18 protein-coding genes and 1 riboswitch are annotated in these 23,305 nt (G+C 54.2%); of the genes, 6 read left to right on the top strand and 12 right to left on the bottom strand.

The window, feature by feature from the left end; genetic code table 11:
* Positions 1-126: 126 nt before the first annotated feature.
* Together OQ371_RS13565 and OQ371_RS13560 are read left to right on the top strand one after the other, a co-directional pair.
* A complete protein-coding gene (locus tag OQ371_RS13565; RefSeq protein WP_265994307.1) occupies positions 127-1,530 on the top strand; it encodes a tetratricopeptide repeat protein in 1,404 nt (467 codons plus the stop codon).
* A 101-nt stretch (positions 1,531-1,631) separates the two neighbouring features.
* Positions 1,632-2,468, top strand: a complete 837-nt coding sequence (locus tag OQ371_RS13560; protein WP_265988487.1) for a hypothetical protein — start codon at positions 1,632-1,634, stop codon at positions 2,466-2,468.
* Here the strand turns inward: OQ371_RS13560 and OQ371_RS13555 are convergent.
* Both OQ371_RS13555 and OQ371_RS13550 read right to left on the bottom strand, forming a co-directional pair.
* The gene (locus OQ371_RS13555; RefSeq protein WP_265988485.1) at positions 2,465-3,343 is read right to left on the bottom strand and encodes a mechanosensitive ion channel family protein; all 879 of its coding nucleotides are present in this window, start codon (positions 3,341-3,343) and stop codon (positions 2,465-2,467) included. The two genes, OQ371_RS13560 and OQ371_RS13555, sit on opposite strands and share 4 nt — an antisense overlap.
* Positions 3,344-3,399: 56 nt before the next feature.
* The gene (locus tag OQ371_RS13550) at positions 3,400-4,398 is read right to left on the bottom strand and encodes a glycosyltransferase family 9 protein (protein WP_265988483.1); all 999 of its coding nucleotides are present in this window, start codon (positions 4,396-4,398) and stop codon (positions 3,400-3,402) included.
* A 283-nt stretch (positions 4,399-4,681) separates the two neighbouring features.
* On the opposite strand from OQ371_RS13550, the gene OQ371_RS13545 reads away from it, so the two are divergent.
* Together OQ371_RS13545 and OQ371_RS13540 are read left to right on the top strand one after the other, a co-directional pair.
* Positions 4,682-5,008 carry a PadR family transcriptional regulator gene (locus OQ371_RS13545; RefSeq protein ID WP_265988482.1) on the top strand — a complete coding sequence of 109 codons (327 nt, stop codon included), beginning with the start codon at positions 4,682-4,684 and terminating at the stop codon, positions 5,006-5,008.
* A gap of 2 nt (positions 5,009-5,010) precedes the next feature.
* Positions 5,011-7,743, top strand: a complete 2,733-nt coding sequence (locus OQ371_RS13540) for an FtsX-like permease family protein (protein ID WP_265988481.1) — start codon at positions 5,011-5,013, stop codon at positions 7,741-7,743.
* 122 nt (positions 7,744-7,865) lie between these two features.
* Here the strand turns inward: OQ371_RS13540 and OQ371_RS13535 are convergent, their stop codons facing one another.
* The 6 genes from OQ371_RS13535 to OQ371_RS13510 all read right to left on the bottom strand — a co-directional run bounded on the left by OQ371_RS13535 (position 7,866) and on the right by OQ371_RS13510 (position 16,825).
* The gene (locus OQ371_RS13535; protein WP_265988479.1) at positions 7,866-9,023 is read right to left on the bottom strand and encodes a zinc-dependent alcohol dehydrogenase; all 1,158 of its coding nucleotides are present in this window, start codon (positions 9,021-9,023) and stop codon (positions 7,866-7,868) included.
* A gap of 422 nt (positions 9,024-9,445) precedes the next feature.
* Entirely contained in the window at positions 9,446-9,970 is a 525-nt protein-coding gene (locus tag OQ371_RS13530; protein ID WP_265988478.1) for a hypothetical protein, read from the bottom strand.
* Between the two features lie 36 nt (positions 9,971-10,006).
* Positions 10,007-10,360, bottom strand: a complete 354-nt coding sequence (locus OQ371_RS13525) for a PadR family transcriptional regulator (protein WP_111627017.1) — start codon at positions 10,358-10,360, stop codon at positions 10,007-10,009.
* A 133-nt stretch (positions 10,361-10,493) separates the two neighbouring features.
* Positions 10,494-14,222 (bottom strand): methionine synthase, encoded by a 3,729-nt coding sequence (gene metH / locus OQ371_RS13520; RefSeq protein ID WP_374761450.1) that lies wholly within the window; start codon positions 14,220-14,222, stop codon positions 10,494-10,496.
* A 164-nt stretch (positions 14,223-14,386) separates the two neighbouring features.
* Positions 14,387-14,493, bottom strand: a riboswitch (SAM riboswitch).
* Positions 14,494-14,573: 80 nt separating this feature from the next.
* Complete coding sequence (locus tag OQ371_RS13515; protein WP_265988474.1) at positions 14,574-14,936, bottom strand: SxtJ family membrane protein; 363 nt, start codon at positions 14,934-14,936, stop codon at positions 14,574-14,576.
* A 26-nt stretch (positions 14,937-14,962) separates the two neighbouring features.
* The gene (locus tag OQ371_RS13510; RefSeq protein ID WP_265988472.1) at positions 14,963-16,825 is read right to left on the bottom strand and encodes a carbamoyltransferase family protein; all 1,863 of its coding nucleotides are present in this window, start codon (positions 16,823-16,825) and stop codon (positions 14,963-14,965) included.
* 171 nt (positions 16,826-16,996) lie between these two features.
* Between OQ371_RS13510 and OQ371_RS13505 the strand changes: the two genes are divergently transcribed.
* Both OQ371_RS13505 and OQ371_RS13500 read left to right on the top strand, forming a co-directional pair.
* Positions 16,997-17,884: a Ppx/GppA phosphatase family protein gene (locus tag OQ371_RS13505; protein ID WP_265988470.1), complete on the top strand. Its 888-nt coding sequence runs from the start codon at positions 16,997-16,999 to the stop codon at positions 17,882-17,884.
* Between the two features lie 47 nt (positions 17,885-17,931).
* On the top strand, positions 17,932-18,894 hold the full coding sequence (locus tag OQ371_RS13500) for a GNAT family N-acetyltransferase (protein WP_265988468.1): 963 nt from the start codon (positions 17,932-17,934) through the stop codon (positions 18,892-18,894).
* On the opposite strand, the gene OQ371_RS13495 is transcribed toward OQ371_RS13500, so the two are convergent.
* From OQ371_RS13495 to OQ371_RS13480, 4 genes are read right to left on the bottom strand one after another with little or no spacing between them, the layout of a single operon-like run.
* Positions 18,895-20,403 carry a lipopolysaccharide biosynthesis protein gene (locus OQ371_RS13495; protein ID WP_265988466.1) on the bottom strand — a complete coding sequence of 503 codons (1,509 nt, stop codon included), beginning with the start codon at positions 20,401-20,403 and terminating at the stop codon, positions 18,895-18,897.
* A gap of 14 nt (positions 20,404-20,417) precedes the next feature.
* Complete coding sequence (locus tag OQ371_RS13490) at positions 20,418-21,311, bottom strand: class I SAM-dependent methyltransferase (RefSeq protein WP_265988465.1); 894 nt, start codon at positions 21,309-21,311, stop codon at positions 20,418-20,420.
* The gene (locus tag OQ371_RS13485) at positions 21,308-22,408 is read right to left on the bottom strand and encodes a glycosyltransferase (RefSeq protein WP_265988464.1); all 1,101 of its coding nucleotides are present in this window, start codon (positions 22,406-22,408) and stop codon (positions 21,308-21,310) included. Before OQ371_RS13485 ends, OQ371_RS13490 begins: the two co-directional genes overlap by 4 nt.
* Positions 22,405-23,130 carry a class I SAM-dependent methyltransferase gene (locus OQ371_RS13480; RefSeq protein ID WP_265988463.1) on the bottom strand — a complete coding sequence of 242 codons (726 nt, stop codon included), beginning with the start codon at positions 23,128-23,130 and terminating at the stop codon, positions 22,405-22,407. Before OQ371_RS13480 ends, OQ371_RS13485 begins: the two co-directional genes overlap by 4 nt.
* Between the last annotated feature and the right edge of the window lie 175 nt (positions 23,131-23,305).

The raw sequence follows: 23,305 nt of genomic DNA, 5'->3' as shown, positions 1-23,305 counted from the left end.
CACAGCCAGTGGCTACATTTTTCGCCGGAATGGTTGCGAAATAGAATATTAGTTGTATATTTCTACTACATTTCCACGCACAAGAGTGGTGTATAGGATATACGTAACCCCTGTAACGATGTGAATATGGAGCAAGAGTTTGAGGAAAGAGAAAGCGAAATAAAAGCCTCTATACAGCGGTTTGAAAGTATGCTGGGAGGTACTGAAACCCAATTTTTCGACCTGGATGTTTACGAGCAAATGGTCGAGCATTACATGGAAGAAGGCGATCTGGAAAAAGCCATGATGGCCTGCGACGCCGGTCTCGGAAACTTCCCTTACTCCCTGGAGTTAATGTTGGACAAAGCCCAGTTGCTGGCGACCAACGGGAAGTTTGAACAGGCCCTGAGCCTTCTCGATAAAGCCGCTCTCTACAACCCCAGTGATGTGGATATTCAATACATGCAGGGAACCATCAGTAACCTAGCCGGTAATTATGAACAATCCATCGAGATCCTGACCGACCTGCTGGAAACCGCCGACGAGAAAGACGACATCTATTTTCAGCTTGGACAGACCTACCAGAACTGGGGCAAATACGAAGAGGCCATTGAGAAATACAAGGCGTCGATTCACCACAACATCAACAACGAAAACTCCCTTTACGAACTGGCGTTCTGCCTGGATCTGATGGGGGAACTGGAAAACAGCCTGGATTATTACCAGCAACTGATCGACCGCGACCCGTATTCGCACAACGCCTGGTACAACATCGGCATTGCCTACAGCAAGCTCGGTCGGTACAAGGAAGCGGCCGAAGCCTACGACTACGCGACGATCATCAAGGAAGATTTCGCGTCGGCGTATTTCAACCTGGGCAATACGTACATGAACCTCAACGAGTTTGTCAAGGCCGAGGAAGCCTACCGCAACACGTTGAAGTACGAAGAAGCCACCGCCGAAACCTATTGTTACCTGGGGGCCAGTCTGGAGAAACAAAACCGGTACGGTGAAGCCATCACACGCTACCGCGACGCCGTTCGGCTGGATAATCTGTGGGACGAAGGCTATTACGGCATTGGCGTTTGCCTGAGCGAATTGGGCAAGTGGCACGAATCCATTCCGTTTCTGCGGAAAGCGGTTAAACTAAACGAGAAAAACGCCGAATACTGGCTGGCGTTAGCCGAAACCGAGTATAAACTGGGCAACGGCGTGTCGAGCATCGAAGCGTTTGAAAAAGCCGTTGAAGCCGACCCGGCCAACATCGATATCTACCTGCAATGGTCGCTGGTAATGTTCGATCAGGGTGATTTTTCCCGGGCGCACGAGATCATTGAAATGGGCATCGAGGAACTGCCGCAGGAAGCCGACCTGTACTACCGCGCGGTGATTTACCTCATTCACGCGGGCCAATACCGCGAAGCACTTGTCAGCCTGGAAGCCGCCCTGACACTCAATTACGACCAGCACGCCCAGTTGTTCGACTTTTTCCCGGAACTGGAAAAACAGAAGGCATTGTACAAGATTATTGAGCAATATCGCAAAAACTAACTGGACCCGTTCCCGTAAAAAAGCTACTCTACTCAGCGTAGCTTTTTTTACGGGCATAGTTTTTGCGCCCAATTCCTACGATCCATCAATACCCTAACGTTATGAAGAAAAAGTTCTTACCTCTCCTCTTTTTCAGCATTTTAGTCGGGCTAGCAACCACCCAGCTATCGGCCGCCCAGAGCCGACTTAAGAAAATCACCTACTCGGATGGCAGCGTACGGCAGTTTTTTTACGATGCGAACGGAAAATTGAGCAAAGAAGAACTCACGCGCGGCAAAGAAGCCGTCGGCCAGGTGCAGCACGGCTACGGCACAGCCGGCAAACTGACCACGTATTCCATGCAGTACGTGCACCCCGAAACTCCCTGGAACGTTGGCTATGCCGAACAATACGTTTACAACCCGCAGGGCCGTCTGAGCGCCAAAACACGTTACCTGCTCCGCAAGAGCGCGACGGAAGGCAAGACCGACAAATCCGTCTTTTTCTCCGACTCGCTGATTTACAACGCCAGTGGGCAGATTGTGGCCCGCCAGCGTTACACCTACGCAGCCGCCCAGGGCCTGACGGGTAAGTCGCCGGTGACGCTGACCAACAACCAGTACCGTTACGACGACCGGGGAAATCTGGTCGAAGAAACCGTGACCACCGTACCGCTGCAACGCAGCGCGGCTGCCTCCTCGCAAACCCGCCGGATTGTTTACGAATACGACAACAAACCCAACCCCTACCGACTGCCCGACTGCCCGATTTTTGATGAGATGAGCTGGTCGAAAAACAATTGCATCCGGGCTTCTACGTATCTGGTCGGCGCGGGCAGCAACCCGGCCAAGCCGTCCGTCAGCGAATACCGTTACGTTTACAGCAACAACCTGCCCGTCAGACGGGTACAGGCCAGCAACTCAACGGTTCTGGAGCAGTACGAGTACGAGACGCTCTAAGCGGGCGGTCCTTCCGAGGATTCGCTCGCCCGCTTCTTGAGGTCGTAGGTGTGCGGTGGAAACATCATCAGCACGTCGTTTTCCCGGAAAGCCTGTTTAACGGCCTTGATGGCTTCGCTGAGCGCTCTGGTAGCATCGCTCTTGGTGGGATCAATCCAGAACCAGACCAGGAACTGCACCATATCGACCGTAACGCCCTTATAATGCATTTCTACCGGTTTGTCTTTCCGGATAAACGGCAAGGCTTTGACGGCATTGGTGGCAACGTTCTGCGCTTTTCCCAAATCATCGAGGTGCGAAACACCCGCCGTTAGCTCGATCCGTTGCAGACCCGTGCGCGAGAAGTTGATGATCGGTTTCTGAAAAACGTCTTTGCTCGGAATCTCAATGGTTTGCCCCGCGCCGTTATCCAGGACCACCGAACGCAGTTTGATGTTAACCACCCGCCCCTGAAAACCGTTGGTTTCCACAATGTTACCAACTTCGATGGGTCGCTGAATGGCGATGATCGTTCCCGAAATAAAGTTGGCGGTCAGATCCTGAAACGCAAAACCAACCGCCAGCGCCAGCACCCCCGCCCCGGCCAGCAGCGAGGTGACGGTTTTCTCGAGCCCCAGCACATCCAGCGCGATAAACAGCCCCAGGGCCAGCGCCAGCAATTGGGCAACGGTGCCGGTCAGATTGATGAGCGAGACGTTCGTGCTGAAGCGGCCGAAACTCCGCACCACCAGCCGTCGGAAATACCGGGAAAAAACGTTGAAGAAAGAAATCACCAGCAGCGCCACGACCAGGTTCGGTACCAACGCCACGGCGGTTGTCGCCCAGCCTTCCAGTTGTCCAAAAATCAGGCGCGCTATTTGTTCCAGATTGAGCATAAGCAAAAAGGTTGGGCCGTTCAAAACCGCTGTCAGGCGAATCAATGTCGGCGGTATCAGGCCAGCAGCGGTTGCAGCAACTGGTCCGTCCGAATTCCGTAGGCACACTGAAAATGCCCCAGCGGACACGCCTTGCGCCCGTGCAAACTACAGGGCCGGCATTCCAGTATTTCCTCGATTTCAACCAGATAAGACGCATCGGCCAGCGGACCGAAGCCAAACTGCGGGATGGTTGAACAGAAAATGGCGGTGGTGGGCGCGTTGACCGCCGACGCCAGGTGCATCGGAGCGGAATCGTTGACGTAATTCATCTGCGCCCCTTTCATCAAAGCCGCCGATGCCAGCAGCGGTAGTTTCCCGGTCAGGTTCACGACCCGTTCGCTGCCGACGGCCTGCCGAATGCGTTCCGTGGCCTCCTGATCCGATGGAGCCCCCAGCAGATAAACCGTCAGGGAAGCGGGGAGCTGCCGCACAAAATCAATCCATTTCTCTTCCGGGTATTGTTTTGTAAACCAGACCGAAGTCGGCGCTACGCAAATGTAAGGCCCGGTCTGGTAAGGTTTCACCTGCGCGAAATCTTCGGGCGATGGGTAAAGCCGGGGCTTAAAAACCGCCCGGTTGGTAAACCAGCTGACGAGTTCGGTATTGCGGTCGATTTCGTGGATGCCGGGTGAAATGCGGTGTTCGATGCGGTGATTGAAAAAACGGGCAAACGGATTCTTGCTGAACCCCACCGTTTCGATGGCCCCCGACATGGCCGTTAGCAGGCCCGTGGCCCCAAACCGCTGCAGGTTGATAATCTTGTCATAACGACGCTGCCGAAGCAGTCCGATGAGCCGGAACAGATCGCGGTATTTGCCGTTTTTTTTATCCCAGATCAGGACTTCATTCAGGTGCGGGTGATTCTTTAGTAAGCTTTCGTTGCCTTTTCGCACCAGAAAATCGATGGTTGCTTCCGGGAAGTGAAAATGAAGTTTTTCAATAAGCGAGGTCGCCAGAATAACGTCGCCAATGAAAGCCGTTTGGACAATAAGAAACCGTTGATGCGGGTACATTCAGCAAAATTTCAGGACAAAGTCTACATCTCAGCGTAATTACATCAATATTATAGCAAAAAAACCGGGAGTCCAAAACCGTTCCTCAGAATACCGCTCCCCGAATTTTCCACCGGCTATTTTCTTCCGGTTTGGCCTTGTCCATAATAGTACATCCCCTGTCCGTTTCTGGACAAATTAGAGACAGAAGCTCGGCCCGAACTATCCTTATCTTACTCGAAACGGGCTTTTCTCTCTTTGGCAAGGCATTTGTTTAGCAAATAATAATCAAATCCATCTGATCATGGGCCGACCTTATCTGGGCGAGTTTGAAGAGCTGGTTTTGCTGGCCGTCGCGGTGCTGGACGGAAGCGCCTACGGAGTTAGCATAGCCGCCGAACTGAAGCATCGCACCGACCGCAGCATAAGCCTGAGCGGAATTCATATTGCCCTGTACCGCCTGGAAGAAAAAGGCTTCGTTTCCTCGACGCTCGGGGGAGCCACTACCGCCCGCGGAGGGCGCCGGAAGCGGTTATTTGCCATTACCGCGGCTGGCAAGGAAACGCTGCGCGACATGCGGCAGATTCGCAACGAACTCTGGGACGCCATTCCTACCCCAAGCTGGTCGTAACCATGAAAGAGCCGCATCAAAATCCTCCGACGCCCCCGGCCTGGGCCGATCGCCTGCTGAGTGCGGTGTGCCCGCCGTATTTGCAGGAAGAACTGCTGGGCGATCTGCACGAGCAATTTGCCGACCAGGTGGCCGAGTATGGCCCGACGAAAGCGCGTCGGCTTTACGTGGTGGAAGTATTTAAATTCTGCCGCCCTTACTTCCTGAAACGCCGGGCTTCCAGCCGGTCTGGAAGCTTGACCCAGCCCGGCTGGAAGCCCGGCGTTTCTTCGAACGATTCTCAACCCTTTTTTCTGCATCCGGACATGCTTCGTAACTACCTCAAAATCGCCTTCCGTAGCCTTTGGAAAAGCCGGGGGTATGCCGCCATCAATGTAGTTGGCCTCTCCGTGGCCTTCTGCGTCTGCACATTTCTGTTCCTGACGGCTTACCTCCAAATGACCTACGATTCGTTTCATAAAGACGGCAGCCGCATTTTTCAGCCTTATTTTTTCGCGAATGATCCGGAAAAAACCGTTCGCAAAGGAGATATGCCCCTTCCGTTGACGCCGGCGTTGAAGGCCGACTACCCCGAGGTGGAGGCCGCTGCCCGGATTCTGTCGGGTCGGAAGAGCCTGGTGCAGGTAAACGGGAAATACTTTGACAAACTGGTGCTGCACACCGATGCGGACTTTTTCAACATTTTTTCGTTTGCCCTGCTCAAAGGCAACCGGGATCTGGCGCTGCGCAGCCTGAGCAATATCGTCCTCAGCGAGAACATGGCCCTGACGGTATTTGGCACCACCGACGTTATCGGAAAATCCGTGCTGGTTGGCAGTGCCAGCGAACAGAAACCGTACATGGTGAGCGGTATCCTGGAAGATGCTCCCAACAACTCGTCGATTCAGTACGACGCGCTGATGCGGATTGAAAACACCGCTCATTACCAAAACGACAAAGACAACTGGAGCAATCATTCGCACCGGGTGTTTATCAAATTGGCGCCCCAGGTTGATCAGGCTACGTTTGAGAGCCGCCTAAAACCGTTTGCCCAAAAGTATTTTCCGGGAACGTTGGCCGATCTCAAAAAGAAGGGTGCCCGGCCCGATCCGGCGGGCGATCTTTTTGCGGTGCGGTTGCAAAAACTGTCAAGCGTTCATTTCGACCGGGAAATTTCCGGCAGCCGGGGTACGCCGATCGCCATCGTTTATACGTTGTTGGGCATTGGCCTGTTCATTCTGCTGATTGCCTGCATCAATTTCATCAATCTGAGCATCGCCCGCTCGTTCACCCGCGCTCGGGAAGTGGGCGTCCGCAAGTCGCTGGGCGCGCTCAAAAATCAGCTTTTCCTCCAGATCTGGGGTGAATCGACGGTGATCTGCTTCATCGGTTTTGGCACCGGTCTGCTGCTGGCTTATCTGTTGCTGCCCCAGTTTAATGCCACCTTCGACGCCCGTCTGAAACTTGACACCATGATCCAGCCGGGCTTTATCGGCCTGTTTCTGGGCTTATTTCTGCTGGTAACGCTGGCAGCGGGCGGTTATCCGGCCTGGCAAATGGCGAAGTTCAATGCCGTGGAGGTTTTGAAAGGCAAACTTTCGATGAAACGGCCCGGCGTTTTGCGTAATTCGCTGATCGTAACGCAGTTTGCGATGGCCTGTCTGCTGGCCTGCTGCACGCTGATTGCCGCGCAGCAGGTTGATTTTCTGCGCAGCCGGCCGCTCGGTTTTGAGAAAGAGCAGGTCATCAGCATTCCGGTGGGCAGCCAGGTAGACGGTCGGCAGGTGCTCGGCCGGCTCCGGAACAAGCTGGCAGCGGACCCGTCGGTGCTGGCCCTAACCGGCACGAACGTCAACATTGGCCGGGGTATAGACCGCGTCAGTTCACGGTCGGTTGTGGGTTTTACCTGCAAAGGAAAAGACGTCCTGACCGACTGGCTGCTGGTGGATTACGATTACCTCAAAACTCTTGGTATGAAAGTACTGGCCGGACGGGATTTCGACCGGGCGTATTCCACAGATTCGGTGAATCGGGTGATTGTCACGGAAAGCATGGCCAAAATGCTGGGCGTATCCAATCCGGTGGGCCAGTTGCTGGGCGATGATACCGACTCATCGGACGCCAAATCGCAGATTATCGGCGTCATTCCGGATTTTCATCTGTACTCGCTGGCGGACGAATCCCGGCCCATTACGATGCATCTTTCCTACTCGGAACCCATTCATTACATTTTCGTCCGCGTCGCTCCGCAAACCCTGGCGGGGTCGATGGAAAAGCTCAAAAACGTCTGGCGGGAAATTGCTCCACAGTCGGAGTTTATCGCTTCGTTTCTGGACGAGAACGTCGATGCCTGGTATCAAAACGAGGAGCGGCTGGCCCAGATTTGCAGCCTGGCTTCGGGCATTGCCATTTTGCTGTCCTGCCTGGGTCTGTTTGCCGTTGCCCTGATGATGATCGAACAGCGCACCAAAGAGATTGGCATCCGGAAAGTGATGGGTGCCAGCGTGGGCAGCATCATCGTGGTGCTTTCGCGCGATTTTGTCAAACTGGTGGTCGTGGCGTTGCTCATCGCCATTCCGCTGGCCTGGTTTTTAATGAACACCTGGCTGGACAACTACCGGGAGCGCATTCAAATCAGTTTCTGGCTTTTCGCCGGCGTTGGCCTGGCTGCCATCCTGATTGCCCTGGTTACGGTTAGCTTCCAGACTATCAAAGCTGCACTGGTCAACCCCGTGCGGAGCTTGCGGAGCGAATAAACGCTCTTTAAGACCGTGCCCGTTTCCTGAAAGGGTTGAGAACTTGTCCTCATTGAACGTTTACGCACTAAAAAACCGGCCAGCGAGCCGGTTTTTAGGCTTGTTTATTGGGTGGACGGCCCTTACGGCTTGAGCACCACCTTGGTGCAATCGTCTTCCTTCTTTTTGAAAATATCGTAGGCGCGCGAGGCTTCCGATAGCGGCAGGGTGTGCGAAATAATATCGTCCAGCACCACTTTCCCCTGCACTACCAGATCCAGCAGCATGTCGATTCGTTCATGGACAAACGATTGCCCGAACCGCATGGTGATACCCTTGTCGAAGATGCGGTGAATCGGGAAGTTGTCGTACGGGCTCCCGTACACACCCACGACCGGTACAATACCGCCCCGGCGTACGGCCTGAAAACAAAGCTCCATGACTTTCGGCGTACCTTTTTCCAGGTTTATAACGGCTTTGGCTTTTTCCAGAAAACTCCGCTCAGCCTCCATTCCCACCGCATCCACGCAGACATCTGCGCCCCGGCCCCCGGTCATTTGCCGAATGGCTTCAACGGCATCCACCTCATTCGGATTGATTGTTTCCACCTTGTTGACCCGCTTGGCCCGTTCCAGTCGGTAATTCAATGGATCGACGGCAATAACCCGGCTGGCACCCTGCAACCAGGCGGCTTTCTGGGCCATCAGCCCCACCGGACCCGAACCGAAAATAGCCACCGTTTCCCCGCCTTTCAACTCGCCCCACTCAATGGCGCTCCAGCCGGTTGGAAAAATATCGGTCAGGAACAACACCTGCTCGTCGGTGAGCTGCTCGGGCACCTGGCGCAACCCGTAGTCGGCGTAAGGCACCCGCACGTATTCCGCCTGTCCGCCATTGTAGCCGCCGTACAGATCGGTGTACCCAAACAAACCGCCCCCTTTTTCGGTGAGCAGTCCGCCGTCGGGACCGTAGTGTTCGGGGTTGGAATTTTCGCAGTGCATCTGAAAGCCGTGCTGGCAGAAGTAACAGGAGCCACAGGCAACGGTAAAGGGCACAATCACCCGGTCGCCTTTCTTCAGGCGACTCACCCCCGACCCGACTTCTTCGACGATACCCATGAATTCATGGCCCAGGACTTCGTTGTTCAGTTGCGGAATAAACCCGTCATAAATATGCAGATCCGAGCCGCAGATAGCCGTAGAGGTAACCCGGACGATGGCGTCGCGGCCATGTTCAATTTTAGGGTCGTCGATGGTTTCGACACGAATGTCGCCAACTTTGTGAAACACCGCTGCTTTCATGGGGTAAGACAGTATCTGGTTTTGAATTAGATATTTCTTTCCTTAACCCGTGTGCGGTTAAATAGTTAGAAAATGCGCTGCCAACAGGAAACTTCAGCCAGAGCCAAGCCGAGACTTTACAGCGCTCGTCCCCGGCAATCGAAAAATTAGGTAAAGAAATCAGCTGCGGCCCTGCGAACAACCGGTGCGGTGTTCCCGAACTGCGGTACACAAACCCGCAGAATTGGATAAAATAGGGGGCAATTAGTCTGGTAACCGGCTGATGCATAAGCACCCTGCCGTGCTTCTTTTGGCATTCGGCACCCCCTGCCCATACCTGAAACCGTGTTTCAGACGGTCGGATGTAAAGGGCTTCCAAGCAAAAAAAATGAGCAGTTGATGCATAAGTCCTTCGGAAAACACATCAACCGTCGGCTGCGTTACTACCGGGCAATCCGGTATTTTTGCTGAATATTCTGGTAAATGCAGGAGCCGAGGGCGTACGAGAAACTGATCAGTCCCGCCGTCCAGGCTCCTCCCCAGACGCTCAGGTAGTTCCATTGACCGGCGCTGGCACTTGCCAGGAACGACATCAGCATCATGACCAGCCCGACCGTCATCAGCATCGCCATCAGGAGCGAATAGCGGTATTCCTGCCGCAAATCGTAGGCTCCGTAGGCTTTGTTGCGAAACTGGAACACAATATCGTCCAGGTCGGCCTGCTGAAGCTGCTTGTCGGCCAGGGTCAGCTCAATCTGGTACGTTTTGCGAAGGTACTTGAACGCCTTGGGGCTCGCTTCAAGCTGCACTTTTTCCAACGCCGTTTCAAACGGAAGGCCGATCCACATGTAGTGCTCCACCTCACAAGCCAGGTGATCGAGGAGTTCTTCAATCAAGGCTTCGTCGGTGCCGTTCCGAAGCAGGTGACTGTACAGGGTGTCTATTTGCTGCGGGCTGAGCTTTTCCATGTTTCTAGCCGGTTTAGAAGTTAGTCATTCGGGATGTTACTGCCCCAGCGATAAAGCCGGTGCGGGTTGGAGAAGGTGCTTCATCACTTCAACAAACCGCTCAAAATCAGAAACTTTCTGAATGGCGGCTTCGTTGCCACGCGGAGTCAGCGTATAGTATTTGCGCAGTCGCCCATCTACTTCCACCGATTCCGTAATCAATAAACCCTCCTGTTGCAATTTATGCAAAACCGGATACAACGCCCCAAAGGTTAGAATCACCTCGCCCTGCGTACGTTCCTTAACGGATTGTGTTATTTCATAACCGTACATCCGGCCCCGCTCAGTCAGCAGTTTCAACACGATCGTTTTGAGGGTTCCCCGCAAAAATTCGTTGCCTGATGGTTCCATTGGCTGAAAAGCTAAATTGTGAATTGATTCGTCCTGAGCAAATATATAAAAGATTCCAATATATCCTACAAAAAAGAAGAACTTTCAGGTGAAAGTTCTTCTTTTTTGTAGGATTACCGACTGCGCAGTGCGCTTATGCGTCGTACGAAAGCACCGGGGCCAGCCAGCGCTCCACGTCCTCAACGCTCATGTTTTTGCGCTGGGCGTAGTTGAGCACCTGATCCTTGTTGATCTTGCCAACGGCAAAATACCGCGAAGCCGGGTGCGAGAAGTAAAAACCGCTTACCGACGAAGCCGGGTACATCGCAAAACTTTCCGTTAGTTCGATCCCAACCTCTCCGGCATTGAGCAGTTCAAACAAAGTCGCTTTTTCGGTGTGATCGGGACAGGCGGGGTAACCCGGCGCCGGACGAATTCCCTGGTATTCTTCTTTAATCAGTTCCTCGTTGGTCAGCTTTTCTCCCGTGGCATACGGCCAGAATTCGGTCCGTACCCGCTTGTGCATCAGCTCGGCGAAGGCTTCGGCCAGCCGGTCGGCAATGGCCTTGATCATGATGCTGTTGTAATCATCGTGGTCCTTCTCGAACTCTTCGATCAATTTTTCAATACCAATTCCGGCCGTCACGGCAAAACCGCCGATGTAATCCGTATGACCCGTTTCCAGCGGGGCCACAAAATCCGACAGGCAGAAGTTGGGCAACCCCGGTGCTTTCTGGTTCTGCTGCCGCAGGAAGTGCAACACGGTTTTGGTGTCGTACATCAATTCTCCAACGGATTTCTGCGCTTCTTTGGCCTCCGTCAGATGGCTGAGTTTGTATTCGATATGCGTGTGCGAGCCGTGCCGTTCGCAGGGAACTTCGTGGGCAATTTCCTCGAACTCGTGCAGCAGGACATCGTCTTCCGCCGAGTTGGCCGGGAAGAACCCAACGACGGCTTTGGCTTTCAGCAATTTTTCGTCAATGACCCGCTGCAAAAGCCGGTTGGCATCGTCGTACAGTTTTTGGGCTTCTTTGCCCACCACGGCATCGTCGAAAATTTTCGGGTATTTGCCGTGTAACTGCCAGGTCTGGAAAAACGGCGTCCAGTCGATATACTCCGCAATTTCTTTCAGCGAATAATCCGGGAAATACCGATTGCCCAGAAACTGCGGCTTCAGCGGCTCAAATGCCGACCAGTCGATGGCGGTTTTGTTTTTGCGGGCCGCTTCAATCGTCAGGTAATTTTTGTCCTGCTTGCGTTTGGCGTGATCGGCGCGCAGCTTGACGTATTCGGCTTTGATTTCCTGAAAAACCTGATCGCGCGTACTTTCCTGCTCGCTGGTGAGTCGTCCGGCTACGGGTACGCTCCGGCTGGCATCCAGCACGTGAATCACCGGCCCGGAGTAGTGCGGGTCAATCTTGACGGCGGTGTGAATGCGCGAGGTCGTGGCCCCACCGATCAGCAGCGGCAACTTGAAGCCCTGCCGCTCCATTTCTTTGGCTACGCCCACCATCTCGTCGAGCGAGGGCGTAATCAAACCGCTCAAACCAATGATATCGACATTGTGTTTTTTCGCTTCTTCCAGAATCTTCTGGGTCGGCACCATCACGCCCAGGTCAATGATTTCGTAATTGTTACAGCCCAGCACCACGCCAACGATGTTTTTTCCGATGTCGTGTACGTCGCCTTTGACGGTTGCCATCAGGATTTTCCCGGCGGCTTTGGCCCCTTCCGATTTACTGGCTTCAATAAACGGCAGCAAATAGGCCACGGCTTTTTTCATCACCCGCGCCGATTTCACCACCTGCGGCAGAAACATTTTACCCTCACCGAACAAATCGCCCACCACGTTCATCCCGTCCATCAGCGGCCCTTCGATCACCTCAATCGGACGTTCAAATTGCTGACGGGCCTCTTCCGTGTCCTGGTCAATGTAATCCGTAATGCCGCGAACCAGCGCGTGTTTCAGCCGTTCAGCCACCGGCTCCAGCCGCCAGCTTTCGTCCTGCACCACGGCTTTCCCCTTGGCCTTGACGGTTTCGGCAAATTCAACCAGCCGCTCCGTCGCGTCGGGACGGCGGTTGAGCAACACATCCTCGCAGTATTCAAGCAGGTCTTTCGGAATATCGTCGTAAACGGCCAGCTGCCCGGCGTTCACGATGCCCATGTCCATTCCGGCTTTGATGGCGTAATACAGGAATACCGAGTGCATGGCTTCCCGCACCACTTCGTTGCCCCGGAACGAAAACGAAATGTTGGACACCCCACCGCTTACTTTCGCCAGCGGCAGATTCTCCTTGATCCAGCGGGTGGCATTGATAAAATCAACGGCGTAGTTGTTATGCTCCTCAATCCCGGTCGCTACGGTCAGGATGTTGGGGTCGAAAATGATGTCCTGCGCCGAAAACTGGACTTTATCAACCAGAATCCGGTAGGCGCGTTCGCAGATTTCAATCCGCCGTTCGTAATTATCGGCCTGACCGGTTTCATCAAACGCCATCACCACCGCTGCGGCTCCGTAACGCTTAATCAGCCGGGCCCGCTCAATAAACATTTCTTCGCCTTCTTTCAGCGAAATCGAGTTCACGATGGCTTTTCCCTGCACGCATTTCAGACCCGCTTCGATTACTTCCCACTTCGAGGAGTCGATCATGATGGGCACGCGGGCAATGTCCGGTTCCGACGCAATCAGGTTCAGGAAGGTGGTCATTACCTCGACCGAATCCAGCATTCCTTCGTCCATGTTGATGTCGATCACCTGCGCCCCGTTTTCCACCTGCTGGCGGGCCACGGTCAGGGCTGCGTCATAATCCCCGGCTTTGATCAACCGCGCAAACGCCTTCGAACCGGTTACGTTGGTCCGTTCGCCCACGTTCACAAAGTTGGTTACTTCCGTGATTTTCAACGGCTCCAGTCCGCTCAGTTTCTGGTACGGTTCGGGCTGCGGTTTCGGGCGGGGTTTGTATTTGGCCACGGCCTGGGCAATGGCCCGGATGTGATCCGGCGTCGACCCGCAGCAACCGCCCACGATGTTGACAAAACCGTCCTGAACAAAACTTTCGATCTGGGCCGCCATCTCATCCGGTGACTGATCGTATTCCCCCATTTCGTTGGGCAAACCGGCATTCGGGTACGCCGAGGTAAAAAACGGCGATTCTTTGGCAAGCGTCTGCACGTACGGGCGCAGCAGTTCGGCCCCCATCGCGCAGTTCAAACCGATGCTCAGCAGCGGCAGGTGCGATACCGAGTACAAAAACGCTTCCGTCGTCTGGCCCGACAACGTCCGGCCCGAAGCGTCGGTGATGGTTCCCGAAACCATGATCGGCAGCGGTTGCTGGCCTTTGTCCGAGAAGTATTTATCAATGGCAAACAGCGCGGCTTTGGCGTTGAGCGTATCCGTGATGGTTTCGATCAGCAGCAGATCGGCCCCGCCCTCGACCAGACCGGCAACTTGCGTATAGAAGGCTTCCACCAACTGATCGAAGGTGATGGCCCGGTAACCTGGGTTGTTTACGTCGGGCGACATGGATGCCAGCCGCGTGGTAGGCCCCATCGCCCCGGCCACAAACCGGGGTTTGTCGGGCGTCAGGCGGGTTACTTCTTCGGCTGCCTCTTTGGCAATTTTCGCCGACTGGTAGTTGAGTTCGTACACCAGTTCTTCCATGTGGTAGTCGGCCATCGCCACCCACGTACCGCTGAAGGTGTTGGTTTCGATGATATCCGATCCGGCGTCGAGGTACTGGCGGTGGATTTCCTTGATAATTTGCGGCTGCGTAATCGACAAAAGGTCGTTGTTGCCCTTCAGTTCGTGCGGCCAGTCGGCAAACCGGGTTCCGCGATACTCTTCTTCCCCCAGCTTATAGCGTTGAATCATGGTACCCATGGCACCATCCAGTAGCAGGATGCGCTGTTGAAGGAGGTCGGTTATTTTTTCCAAGTTATTGTATCAGTTATTATTACGGACCAACGCCCCTGGGCCGTTGGTAACGGAATGGTGCAAATACGAAACGTCAGCTTATCGAAGAAAGGAAGCAGGGTGCAGCTTTCAACTTATCTACCCCCGTCGCCGGGGCGGAATTTGGCACCTTTTTCAAGGGTCTGAATGGTTGCCAAGACTTCATTGGGTCCAATCCCTCCGTCTTTCTCGATAAGCATTTGACAAAAATAAAAAAACCGCCGGTTTTCGCCAAACCGGTTTGATCAGGCAAACAGCCGCACGGGTTAAAAGATTCCGCTACCACGGATGTTCCAGATCGTCTTTGGTATAGGTGTGGTTTCGTTCGTGGTAAAGGGATGCGTTTTTCGGCTGTCGGATCGCCAGCGGATTTTTTTTAGAAAGCCGGTAAAGCCACGCAATAGGCACCAGAACCAGCCCGAACAAGACCGTCAGCAAAACGCGGCTGTTGATCCATCCCAGCCCTTCGGCGAGTTGAAACCAAAGCCAAGCCAGGCCGTTTCCGGCCTTTGGAACCAGCACGCTCAGCAGCCCGACGGCCGCTGCGGCATAGAGCCAGTAAACCGAGTGGAACACAAAATACAGGACGACCAGCCCCGTTACGATTACTAACTGGGCCTTCAGGCGGTCTACTGGGGTCATGGTTTCGTTGAATTACGGTTTTGCGTTTAGTCCAGCACAAATTCGTTCTGCCACTCCTGCTTTTCCGGCCAGTCGGGTTGCTGTTTTTTGTCAAACAGGTAATGGCCAACGACCAGGTAATCCATTTCGGTGCGCATGAAGCAGCGGTAGGCATCGGCGGGCGTGTTGACGATGGGTTCACCCCGCACGTTGAAACTGGTATTGACCAGCACCCCGCAGCCCGTTTGCTTCCTGAACGCGTCCATCAGCTGCCAGTACCGCGGGTTGGTATGCCGGTCAACGGTTTGCAGCCGGGCCGAAAAGTCAATGTGCGTAATGGCGGGCAAATCCGAGCGTTGGTGATACAGTTTATCCCGCAACGAAAATCCGGAATAACCGGCGGGCAACGGCTTGCGACGGTTTTCCCGAACCGGGTGCACCAGCAGCATGTAGGGCGAACGACCGTCGTAGTCAAAGTAATCGGCACACTCCTCGGCCAGCACCGAGGGCGCGAAGGGCCGGAACGACTCCCGGTATTTGATTTTCAGGTTCAGTTTTTTCTGCATGTCGGCGCTGCGCGGATCGCCCAGAATGCTCCGGTTCCCCAGCGCCCGCGGGCCAAACTCCATCCGCCCCTGTACCCAGCCAACGACGTCTTCGTGGGCCAGCAGCCGGGCGGTTTCATCGCACAATTCGCCGAAATCGGCGTAATGGGTATAAACGGCTTTGTGCTTTCTCGCCATCAACTCCACCTCCAGATCCGAAAACGTCGGCCCCAGGTACGAACCGTGCAGGGCGTCGTCCGGGTAATCAATTACGCGTTCCTGCCCGAAGTAAATGTGGTAAGCCGCCAGTGCCGCCCCCAACGCCCCACCCGCATCGCCGGATGCGGGCTGAATAAAAATATTTTTAAAAATACCGGCTTTTTGCAGCCTGCCGTTCGCAACGCAATTGAGCGCCACGCCCCCCGCCAAGACCAGGTTTTCGGCACTGGTCACCCGCTTGGCTTCGCGGGCCATGTTCAGAACCCCCTCTTCCGTTACGCGCTGGATGGCCAGCGCCAGGTTACCGTGCTCCGCCCGCAGTTCCTCCTCGGGCTTCCGCCGGGCCAGGCCGAACAGCGCTTCCCACTTTTTTTCGCGGATCATCCGCAGGCCCGTCGCGTAGTCGAAATACGCCTGATTGAGCCAGATTGAACCGTCGTCCCTGATTTCGGCCAGCTTGGTTTTAATCAAATCCACATACCGATCGACCTCCGGTGAACGGGGGTCGCCATACGGCGCCAGACCCATCAGTTTGTACTCGCCGGAATTGACCCGAAAACCCAGAAAATACGTAAAAGCCGAATACAGCAGGCCCAGCGAGTGCGGGAAATGTTGTTCTTTCAATACCGTGATGCTCTTGCCCTCGCCCAAACCGATGGAAGCCGTTGCCCACTCCCCCACGCCGTCAATAGTCAGAATGGCGGCTTTTTCAAACGCGGAGGGGTAAAAGGCGCTGGCTGCGTGGGACAGGTGGTGTTCGGGAAACAGCAGCTTGACCGGCTTTTTGGGGTCGTAACCCAGCTTGGTCAGTTCGTCGCGCAAAAGCCGTTTCAGAAACAGCTTGTCTTTTAGCCAAACCGGCATGGCCGTCAGAAACGACCGCAGCCCCCGCGGAGCAAAGGCGTAGTAGGTTTCGAGCAACCGCTCAAACTTTAGCAACGGCTTGTCGTAAAAAACAACCGCATCCAGCGCATTGAGCGTGGTTCCGCCGTATTCGAGGCAAAACCGAACGGCATTCGCCGGAAAACGGGCATCGTGTTTTTTCCGGGTAAATCGCTCCTCCTGCGCAGCTGCCACAATTCGCCCGTCTTCGATCAAAGCCGCAGCCGAGTCGTGGTAAAAAGCTGATATTCCCAGAATTGTCATGCAGTGGGTCGGTAGTCGGATTGATTCGCAGCAAAGGTAACCATCCCGAAGCTGAATTTAACAGCTTGTGCGTTCTGAAATCCCGTACCGTAGAAAAGCCGTCTAAATGCGCCTAAAAAACGTAAATTGACTATATTTGGGCCTTTTGGTACTACTTTCCCCAACGCTACCTTGAAAATTGCTGCCATCGACATCGGCTCCAACGCGGCCCGTCTCCAGATCTCTACCGTTCTGCACGTCGACGACGTAATTAGCTTTAAAAAAGTTGAGTACGTTCGTTTCCCGCTCCGGCTTGGACACGATGTGTTCAACTTTGGCGAAATTACGCCGGAGAGCGAAGTGCGCACCAACAAACTGATGCAGGTTTATAAACTGCTGATGGAGTTGCATGAAGTGGAAGACTACATGGCCTGCGCCACGTCCGCCATGCGCGAAGCCGCCAACGGCCAGAAAGTGGCAACCCGGATCAAGGAACTAACCGGCATTGACATTCACATCATCGACGGCCAGAAAGAAGCCGAACTGATCAACAACGTGGTGGTTCAGGCGCTCGACGAGCGCCAGTTTCTGCACATCGACGTGGGCGGGGGCAGCACGGAACTCAACCTGTACCTAAACCGGCAAAAAGTCAATTCCAAGTCGTTTAAAATTGGCTCCGTGCGGCTGCTGGAAGGCAAAGAAACCAAGGGTGCCTGGAATAAAATGCGGGAATGGGTGGAGGAAAATGTGCAGCGCTCCCAGGAGTTGGTCGCCGTTGGAACGGGGGGCAACATCAACAAGATTTTTAATCTTGTTTCGAAAGTAGACGATACAACTTCGCTGGCTGAAATTGAGCGGATGCGGAATTACATCTCGGGGTATAGCCTCGAGGACCGGATCAATAAACTACGCCTGAACGCCGACCGCGCCGACGTGATTGTGCCGGCGGCTGATATTTATATTTCGGTGATGAAATGGGCCGGTGCCGATACCATCATCGTTCCCGATCTCGGTCTGAAAGACGGGATTATCCAACTGGTTTACGAACGCTGGATTAAAAAACAGCAGAAAAAGAAATAACAACGTGGCGTTGCGACGGCTTTTATTTCCCCCCTTTTCCACGCGCCGTGTACACCCTGCTTTCTCTTGAAAATCCGCTTCCGGAGCAGTTCCCGTCGTTTTACCGCGACGGTTTTCTGTTTTTACAGGCCCGGCATCTGCTCCACCAACCCTGCCGACCGCTTCATTACCTGGCGCTGATTAACACCGAAACGGGCCTGGCCGACGCGCGTTGCGCGGTCTACATCCGCGACGGTTGGGTGGTGAGCCCCTGTACGGCTTCGTTTGGGTCGGTTGAATTTTCGGAGAACGTACCGGATGCCGCAGTCGGTCAGTTGCTTGAAGCCGTAGTAATGTCTAGTAAAAAGTTACTATACGCTGATAATAAGTTACCAGATTCTGGCATTCGTCTGGTCAATTATCCGGACTTTTACTCACCCAATCAGGCGCAGCGGCTTCGTCGTCTGCTCCTTAAAGCCGGTTTTACGGTTTGTTACGAGGAACTAAACCAGCATGTTTTGGTCGATAGCCGCCCGTTTGCCGAGCAAATTCAGCCTGCGCAGCGCCGACGGTTACGAAAATGCCAGCAGGCCGGATTTACAACTCAAATTTGGGACAAGCCGGATGTTGACAAATTATTTACGCTTATTCAAAAAGCGCGCCATAGAAAAGGCCTGCCTGTTACCATACAGAGCAAAGATCTTGCCAGCTTACTAAGTAATTTTAGGGATGTTTGTCCGGTTTTTACCGTTCAAAACGGAGAGGAGTTGGTTGCTGCCTGCATCGGCATTCGGGTGACCCCTGACATCCTGTACTATTTCCTGCCCGCCGACCACGAAGATTATCAGCAATTTAGTCCTTCGGTGCTGCTCATCGAATCGCTGTACGCCTATTGCCAGCAACACGGTATGCCGTGGCTCGACCTGGGTATTTCGACCAGCCGGGGCGTCCGGAACGAGGGCTTGATTCGCTTCAAGCGGCAACTGGGCGCGATTGAAACGTCAAAGTTTATCTACGAAATGCGGTTTTGATCAGCGCTGCCGGAACGTCCGTACCCGCTCCCACACCGAACCCGCCAGCCCATTCACATCCTCCGACACCCGTAGCCACAAAACCAGCCCGGCAAACAGCCCAGCCAGAATCAGAGAGCGCAGCGCGATGCTCAGGAGGGTTATCCACAGCGAACCACCCCATTCGGGCAACAACAGCGAAGCGCCGTAGACCAGCGCCAGGACAACAACAGCTTTCACGCCCGAAAATGTAAACGGCAGGATGCGGAAAAAGATCCAGACCATTGCTACCTTGCTCAGGGCGAAAACCAGCGTGGTCAGCGTGGTAGCGATGGCGGCCCCGTCGATGCCGTAGCGGGGAATAAAATAAGAATTGGCTCCGATGGCGAGGCAGGCCATCACAATCATCAGGAACGTTGCGTAACGGAAATACTTGGAATAGTTGATGATTTCGCCGTTTACGCCGGTCGCCATTTCAAACAGTTTCGCCGATGCCAGCAGCAACACCACCATTTTGCCTTGCCTATAGACTTCCGCCTTCGGTAAGATGCTGAAAATACCGTCGATGTTGGCCCAGATCAGCAGAAACACTAGCCCGCCCGCCAGCAACTGATTGAGTGACGATTTGTAGTAGAGCTCCTGAACGTGCGCCATGTCGTTCTGCCGCAGTGAATTGGAAACCAGTGGAGTCGCAATTTGTGTAATGGTTTTGCGCGGAATTTCAATGATTCCGGCAATGTAGGTTGCGATGATAAAAATGGCGGCATCCTTCAGCCCTACTCCGCCGGAAAGCATCGTTCGGTCAATAAAATAGACGACCTGCGTGCCTACCCCGCCCATCACAATGAACAAACCGAAATACAGCATCTGACGGAATAGTCCGCCCTTTAATTGACTAACGTCAAACTGTAGCGAAAATTTACCCAGTTGATAAATGTAGAACAGCAGAATCACGACGGCCAAACCGTGAATTCCGACCACCAGATAGATCATCCAGTCAAAGCTATACCAGCCCAGTCCAAACATCAGAATTACCAGCACGTTCGCCAGTTTCAGATACACTTCGCGGACAAAGGTTGGAATGGCAATCCGGGCGTTGTTGCGGCAATAGGCTTCCAGCACGGAGATGTAAATCCAGAACGTGGTAAACGGAATCACCAGAATATGATACGGGATTAGCTTGGCGGAATTTTCGGCAAAATAGTCTTTAATCTGCTGTTCGAACCCAAGATAGACCGCTACGAATAAACCAATCCCAATCAGCGGAAAGGCGAGCAAAAAGCCCAGAAAACCGTTGTTTCTGGTTTTATCATCCCGAAAATAGCCAAAGAAACGGTCGGCAATGAATGGCGTTCCCAGGTGGGCAAAGGCCGCAAAAAGCATACTGTTTTCCAGCAACAGCCGCGAAATGGCCAGTTGGTCCTCCGACAAAAAAGCGAGTGAAACGTACAACTGGTTGATGATCCCGATGCCGACGCCGATGTACGAACCGACGCTGGCTTTCAGGCTCTGACGAATAACTATTCCCATCTATTCTGTTAATCTCACTTTCGATAAATCGCCACCACCGTCGCGCCGTCGGACATAATTGGCAAACGTTTGGCCAGGAAGCGGGTGCTTTTGTACACCAGCGTGGTCAGCAAATTTCGGCCCAGCGTTTTCTCCAGCCACAACCGGTAGCCCAGGCTCCGGTGCGTGATGGTTGCGGGTTCGTTGCGGGTTTCCACCACGGTCAGGCCCATCAGTTCCCCGGCATACCGCAGGGAAGTCGGGTCCCAGAGCAGCGTGTGGTGGGGCGGCAGGTTGAGCGTGTGATACGGGTCTTCGCGGAAATAATAAGAGGCATTGTTCGGCACCCCGATGGCCAGCAAACCGCCCGGTTTGACGCACTGAGCCGCCTGCCGGAAAAATTCACCCACGTTGTTGACGTGCTCGAACACCTGAAACGCACAGACTACGTCATACTGCCCAGCGTGCTGCTCCGCGTGGATTTTCAAGTCTTCGTTGATGATATTGACGCCGATTTTTTTCCCGTACGCAATTGCATCATCGTTCAGTTCCAACCCCAGTCCGACGGCTTCTTTTTCGGGTAACCGCTTTAAAAAATACCCGTTACCGCTGCCGATTTCCAGCACCTGATCCCCTGACTTGATTCGTTGAAAAACCAGCTCATGTTCCCACTTCCAGGGGCTGTAGTACCCTTTGTAGTGTTGACCCAGATCGGCGTAAAAAGCCGCATCGCCCGCCAGCGAAAACGGATAGTAAAATCGCAGTTTCGACTGGTTGCATTCGTAAATCATCACCTCATCCAGCCCGGTGAAATACCGGCCCACATCCATCCCGAACTGCTCCCGATACCGTTGTTCGATGGTCCGGGCGTTCAGACTCCGAACGGGCGAAACATCCGGGGAATTGGTGAGTGGCGAGCGTACGGTCATAGTTCCAAAATCTGTTTGAGAGCGCTGATGCGGTCGCTCATTTCGTATTCATGAATCATTTTCCGGCGGGCGTTCCGGCCCAGTTCACCGGCCAATTTCGGATCATCCAGCAACTGCACCATATGGTTCGCCATTGCCTGAAAATCCCCTTCTTCGACCAGAAAACCGGTCACACCGTGCTCAACGGCTTCCTTGATTCCGGCGTGGCGCGTGCTGACGATGGGCAGACCAGCCGCCGACGCTTCCAGCACGGTATTGGGCGTCCCTTCCGAGTCACCGTTGACCGGATTGACCATCGAATGCTGCGCATACAGCCGGGCTTTACGGTGCCATTCGGCAATTTCCTCGGCTGGTTTTACCCCCAGCAAATTAACGGCGTATTTCAGTTGCAGCTCAGCCACCAGCTTTTTGCATTCTTCCAGCAATTCGCCGGTGCCAATCATCACCAACTTGGCGTCGGGATGGCGGTCCAGTACTTTATCAAACGCCCGAATGGTCAGTTGCGGGGCTTTTTTCGCCGTAAACCGTCCGACCGACACAATCACTTTATCCGCCTTCTCGGGTTCGGCCCCGGAGAAGAATTTCGTTTCAACCCCGTACGGATTCCGGTGAACGTTGGCCGGATTGGCACCCAATCGGACGAGTTGCTCCACCATGTCGTTGGAAACTGCCACCACCGCTTTGGCCTGGGCGAACAGCTGCCGGTACGGTTCGCCGTACTTCCGTAATGTCTCTTTATCCACCGCGTCAAACCCGTGAAAATGCACGACCAGCGGCACCCCGGCCTTCCGGCAAGCCGCCATCACGGCGCAGCCCGTCGGACCGTATTCGGCCAGCACCACATCCGGACGGTGTTGCTTCAGGTACCGCGTCAGGAAATGGGTATAAAAAGCCGGGTACAGAAACGGTAATCCGCGCTTCACCCCCACCCGAATCGGCTCGGCCAGCGGCATCCGGATGATCGTATCGCCGTCTTTGGTGCGGTACGGCCGCCAGCCGCCGGAGAGCGTCAGTTCCGGCTGCAGGTGTGCAAGATGATTATAAATAAACGTCTCCGAAAAGCTGTTTTTATTCGGATAGGCGATGCAGAGCTTCATAGTTTCCTCCCAACGACCAGGTACGTACACGCGTCCTTGTCCTTCGTCTCCTGCGAGGTCGTTTTATCAAATAAACTGATCGACGCCTGCATGACGAGCGCGAACGGCGGCCACAGCCAGCGCGGTATTTTAAACAGAAAACCGTCTTGAAACAGTTGCAGCCCCATTGCCGACCGCCCGATAATGCCCCGGAACGAAACGATTTCAAAGCCGTTGCGGGCCACGATCTTCTGCAAACCCGACGAGGTCCAGCGCCAGTAGTCGGTGGGGTCGGGGTGATACATCCAGTAGCCGTGGGTGGTCAGCAGCAGCAAACCGCCGGGTTTCAGAATGCGGCAGGCTTCCTGCAAGTAGCCTTCCGGATCTTCGACGTGTTCGAGCACCTGCGTCGACAGCACCACGTCCACCTGCGCGTCGGGCATATTGATGCGGCTGTCGGACCCAATGTAAACATCGGCGTGGGGGTTCCAGTCGAGGTCGATGCCGATGTACTGCACCTGTTCGGGCGGAAAAAGCGAGACGTATGGTTTGGTACCGCAGCCGTAATCGGCCAGTTTGATCCGGCCCGCTTTCGTCATCGGGTCAATAAACGTAGTCTTGGCATACTGCACCAACTCCCTCAGTTTCATGAGGTAATACCGTCGGGGATTGGTCAGTGGAGGTTTAATCCGGTAGTGCTCAGACGGGTCGTCCGGCATCGCTTCAGCGCGGATTGTTGTCATAATAAAGTCTAATCGTCGTGGTACCGCCCGGGTTGCTAATCAACTGATTTCATGGGCACTTGCTGGTAAGCCCGGTGCAAAGATACCACTTTTGTGCAAGTTGGCCCGATTGCTTTTTCGGCGCGGATCGGAATCCTGATCACAAAGAAAGCAGAGACGATGCAAATAATTGAGT

The organism is Larkinella insperata, assembly GCF_026248825.1.
GTDB lineage: Bacteria > Bacteroidota > Bacteroidia > Cytophagales > Spirosomataceae > Larkinella > Larkinella insperata.
The sequence above is the reverse complement of the archived record's forward strand: the minus strand, read 5'-3'. Positions and strand labels throughout refer to the sequence as shown.

What these genes read in the sequence shown, in the direction of transcription:
- OQ371_RS13535 (WP_265988479.1), bottom strand. Translation starts at nt 9,023, where the DNA reads ATGAAAGCAGCGGTGTTTCACAAAGTTGGCGACATTCGTGTCGAAACC.
- OQ371_RS13485 (WP_265988464.1), bottom strand. Translation starts at nt 22,408, where the DNA reads ATGAAGCTCTGCATCGCCTATCCGAATAAAAACAGCTTTTCGGAGACG.
- OQ371_RS13555 (WP_265988485.1), bottom strand. Translation starts at nt 3,343, where the DNA reads ATGCTCAATCTGGAACAAATAGCGCGCCTGATTTTTGGACAACTGGAA.
- OQ371_RS13545 (WP_265988482.1), top strand. Translation starts at nt 4,682, where the DNA reads ATGGGCCGACCTTATCTGGGCGAGTTTGAAGAGCTGGTTTTGCTGGCC.
- OQ371_RS13510 (WP_265988472.1), bottom strand. Translation starts at nt 16,825, where the DNA reads ATGACAATTCTGGGAATATCAGCTTTTTACCACGACTCGGCTGCGGCT.
- OQ371_RS13550 (WP_265988483.1), bottom strand. Translation starts at nt 4,398, where the DNA reads ATGTACCCGCATCAACGGTTTCTTATTGTCCAAACGGCTTTCATTGGC.
- OQ371_RS13530 (WP_265988478.1), bottom strand. Translation starts at nt 9,970, where the DNA reads ATGGAAAAGCTCAGCCCGCAGCAAATAGACACCCTGTACAGTCACCTG.
- OQ371_RS13515 (WP_265988474.1), bottom strand. Translation starts at nt 14,936, where the DNA reads ATGACCCCAGTAGACCGCCTGAAGGCCCAGTTAGTAATCGTAACGGGG.
- metH (WP_374761450.1), bottom strand. Translation starts at nt 14,222, where the DNA reads ATGGGTACCATGATTCAACGCTATAAGCTGGGGGAAGAAGAGTATCGC.
- OQ371_RS13540 (WP_265988481.1), top strand. Translation starts at nt 5,011, where the DNA reads ATGAAAGAGCCGCATCAAAATCCTCCGACGCCCCCGGCCTGGGCCGAT.
- OQ371_RS13480 (WP_265988463.1), bottom strand. Translation starts at nt 23,130, where the DNA reads ATGACAACAATCCGCGCTGAAGCGATGCCGGACGACCCGTCTGAGCAC.
- OQ371_RS13490 (WP_265988465.1), bottom strand. Translation starts at nt 21,311, where the DNA reads ATGACCGTACGCTCGCCACTCACCAATTCCCCGGATGTTTCGCCCGTT.
- OQ371_RS13565 (WP_265994307.1), top strand. Translation starts at nt 127, where the DNA reads ATGGAGCAAGAGTTTGAGGAAAGAGAAAGCGAAATAAAAGCCTCTATA.
- OQ371_RS13560 (WP_265988487.1), top strand. Translation starts at nt 1,632, where the DNA reads ATGAAGAAAAAGTTCTTACCTCTCCTCTTTTTCAGCATTTTAGTCGGG.
- OQ371_RS13495 (WP_265988466.1), bottom strand. Translation starts at nt 20,403, where the DNA reads ATGGGAATAGTTATTCGTCAGAGCCTGAAAGCCAGCGTCGGTTCGTAC.
- OQ371_RS13525 (WP_111627017.1), bottom strand. Translation starts at nt 10,360, where the DNA reads ATGGAACCATCAGGCAACGAATTTTTGCGGGGAACCCTCAAAACGATC.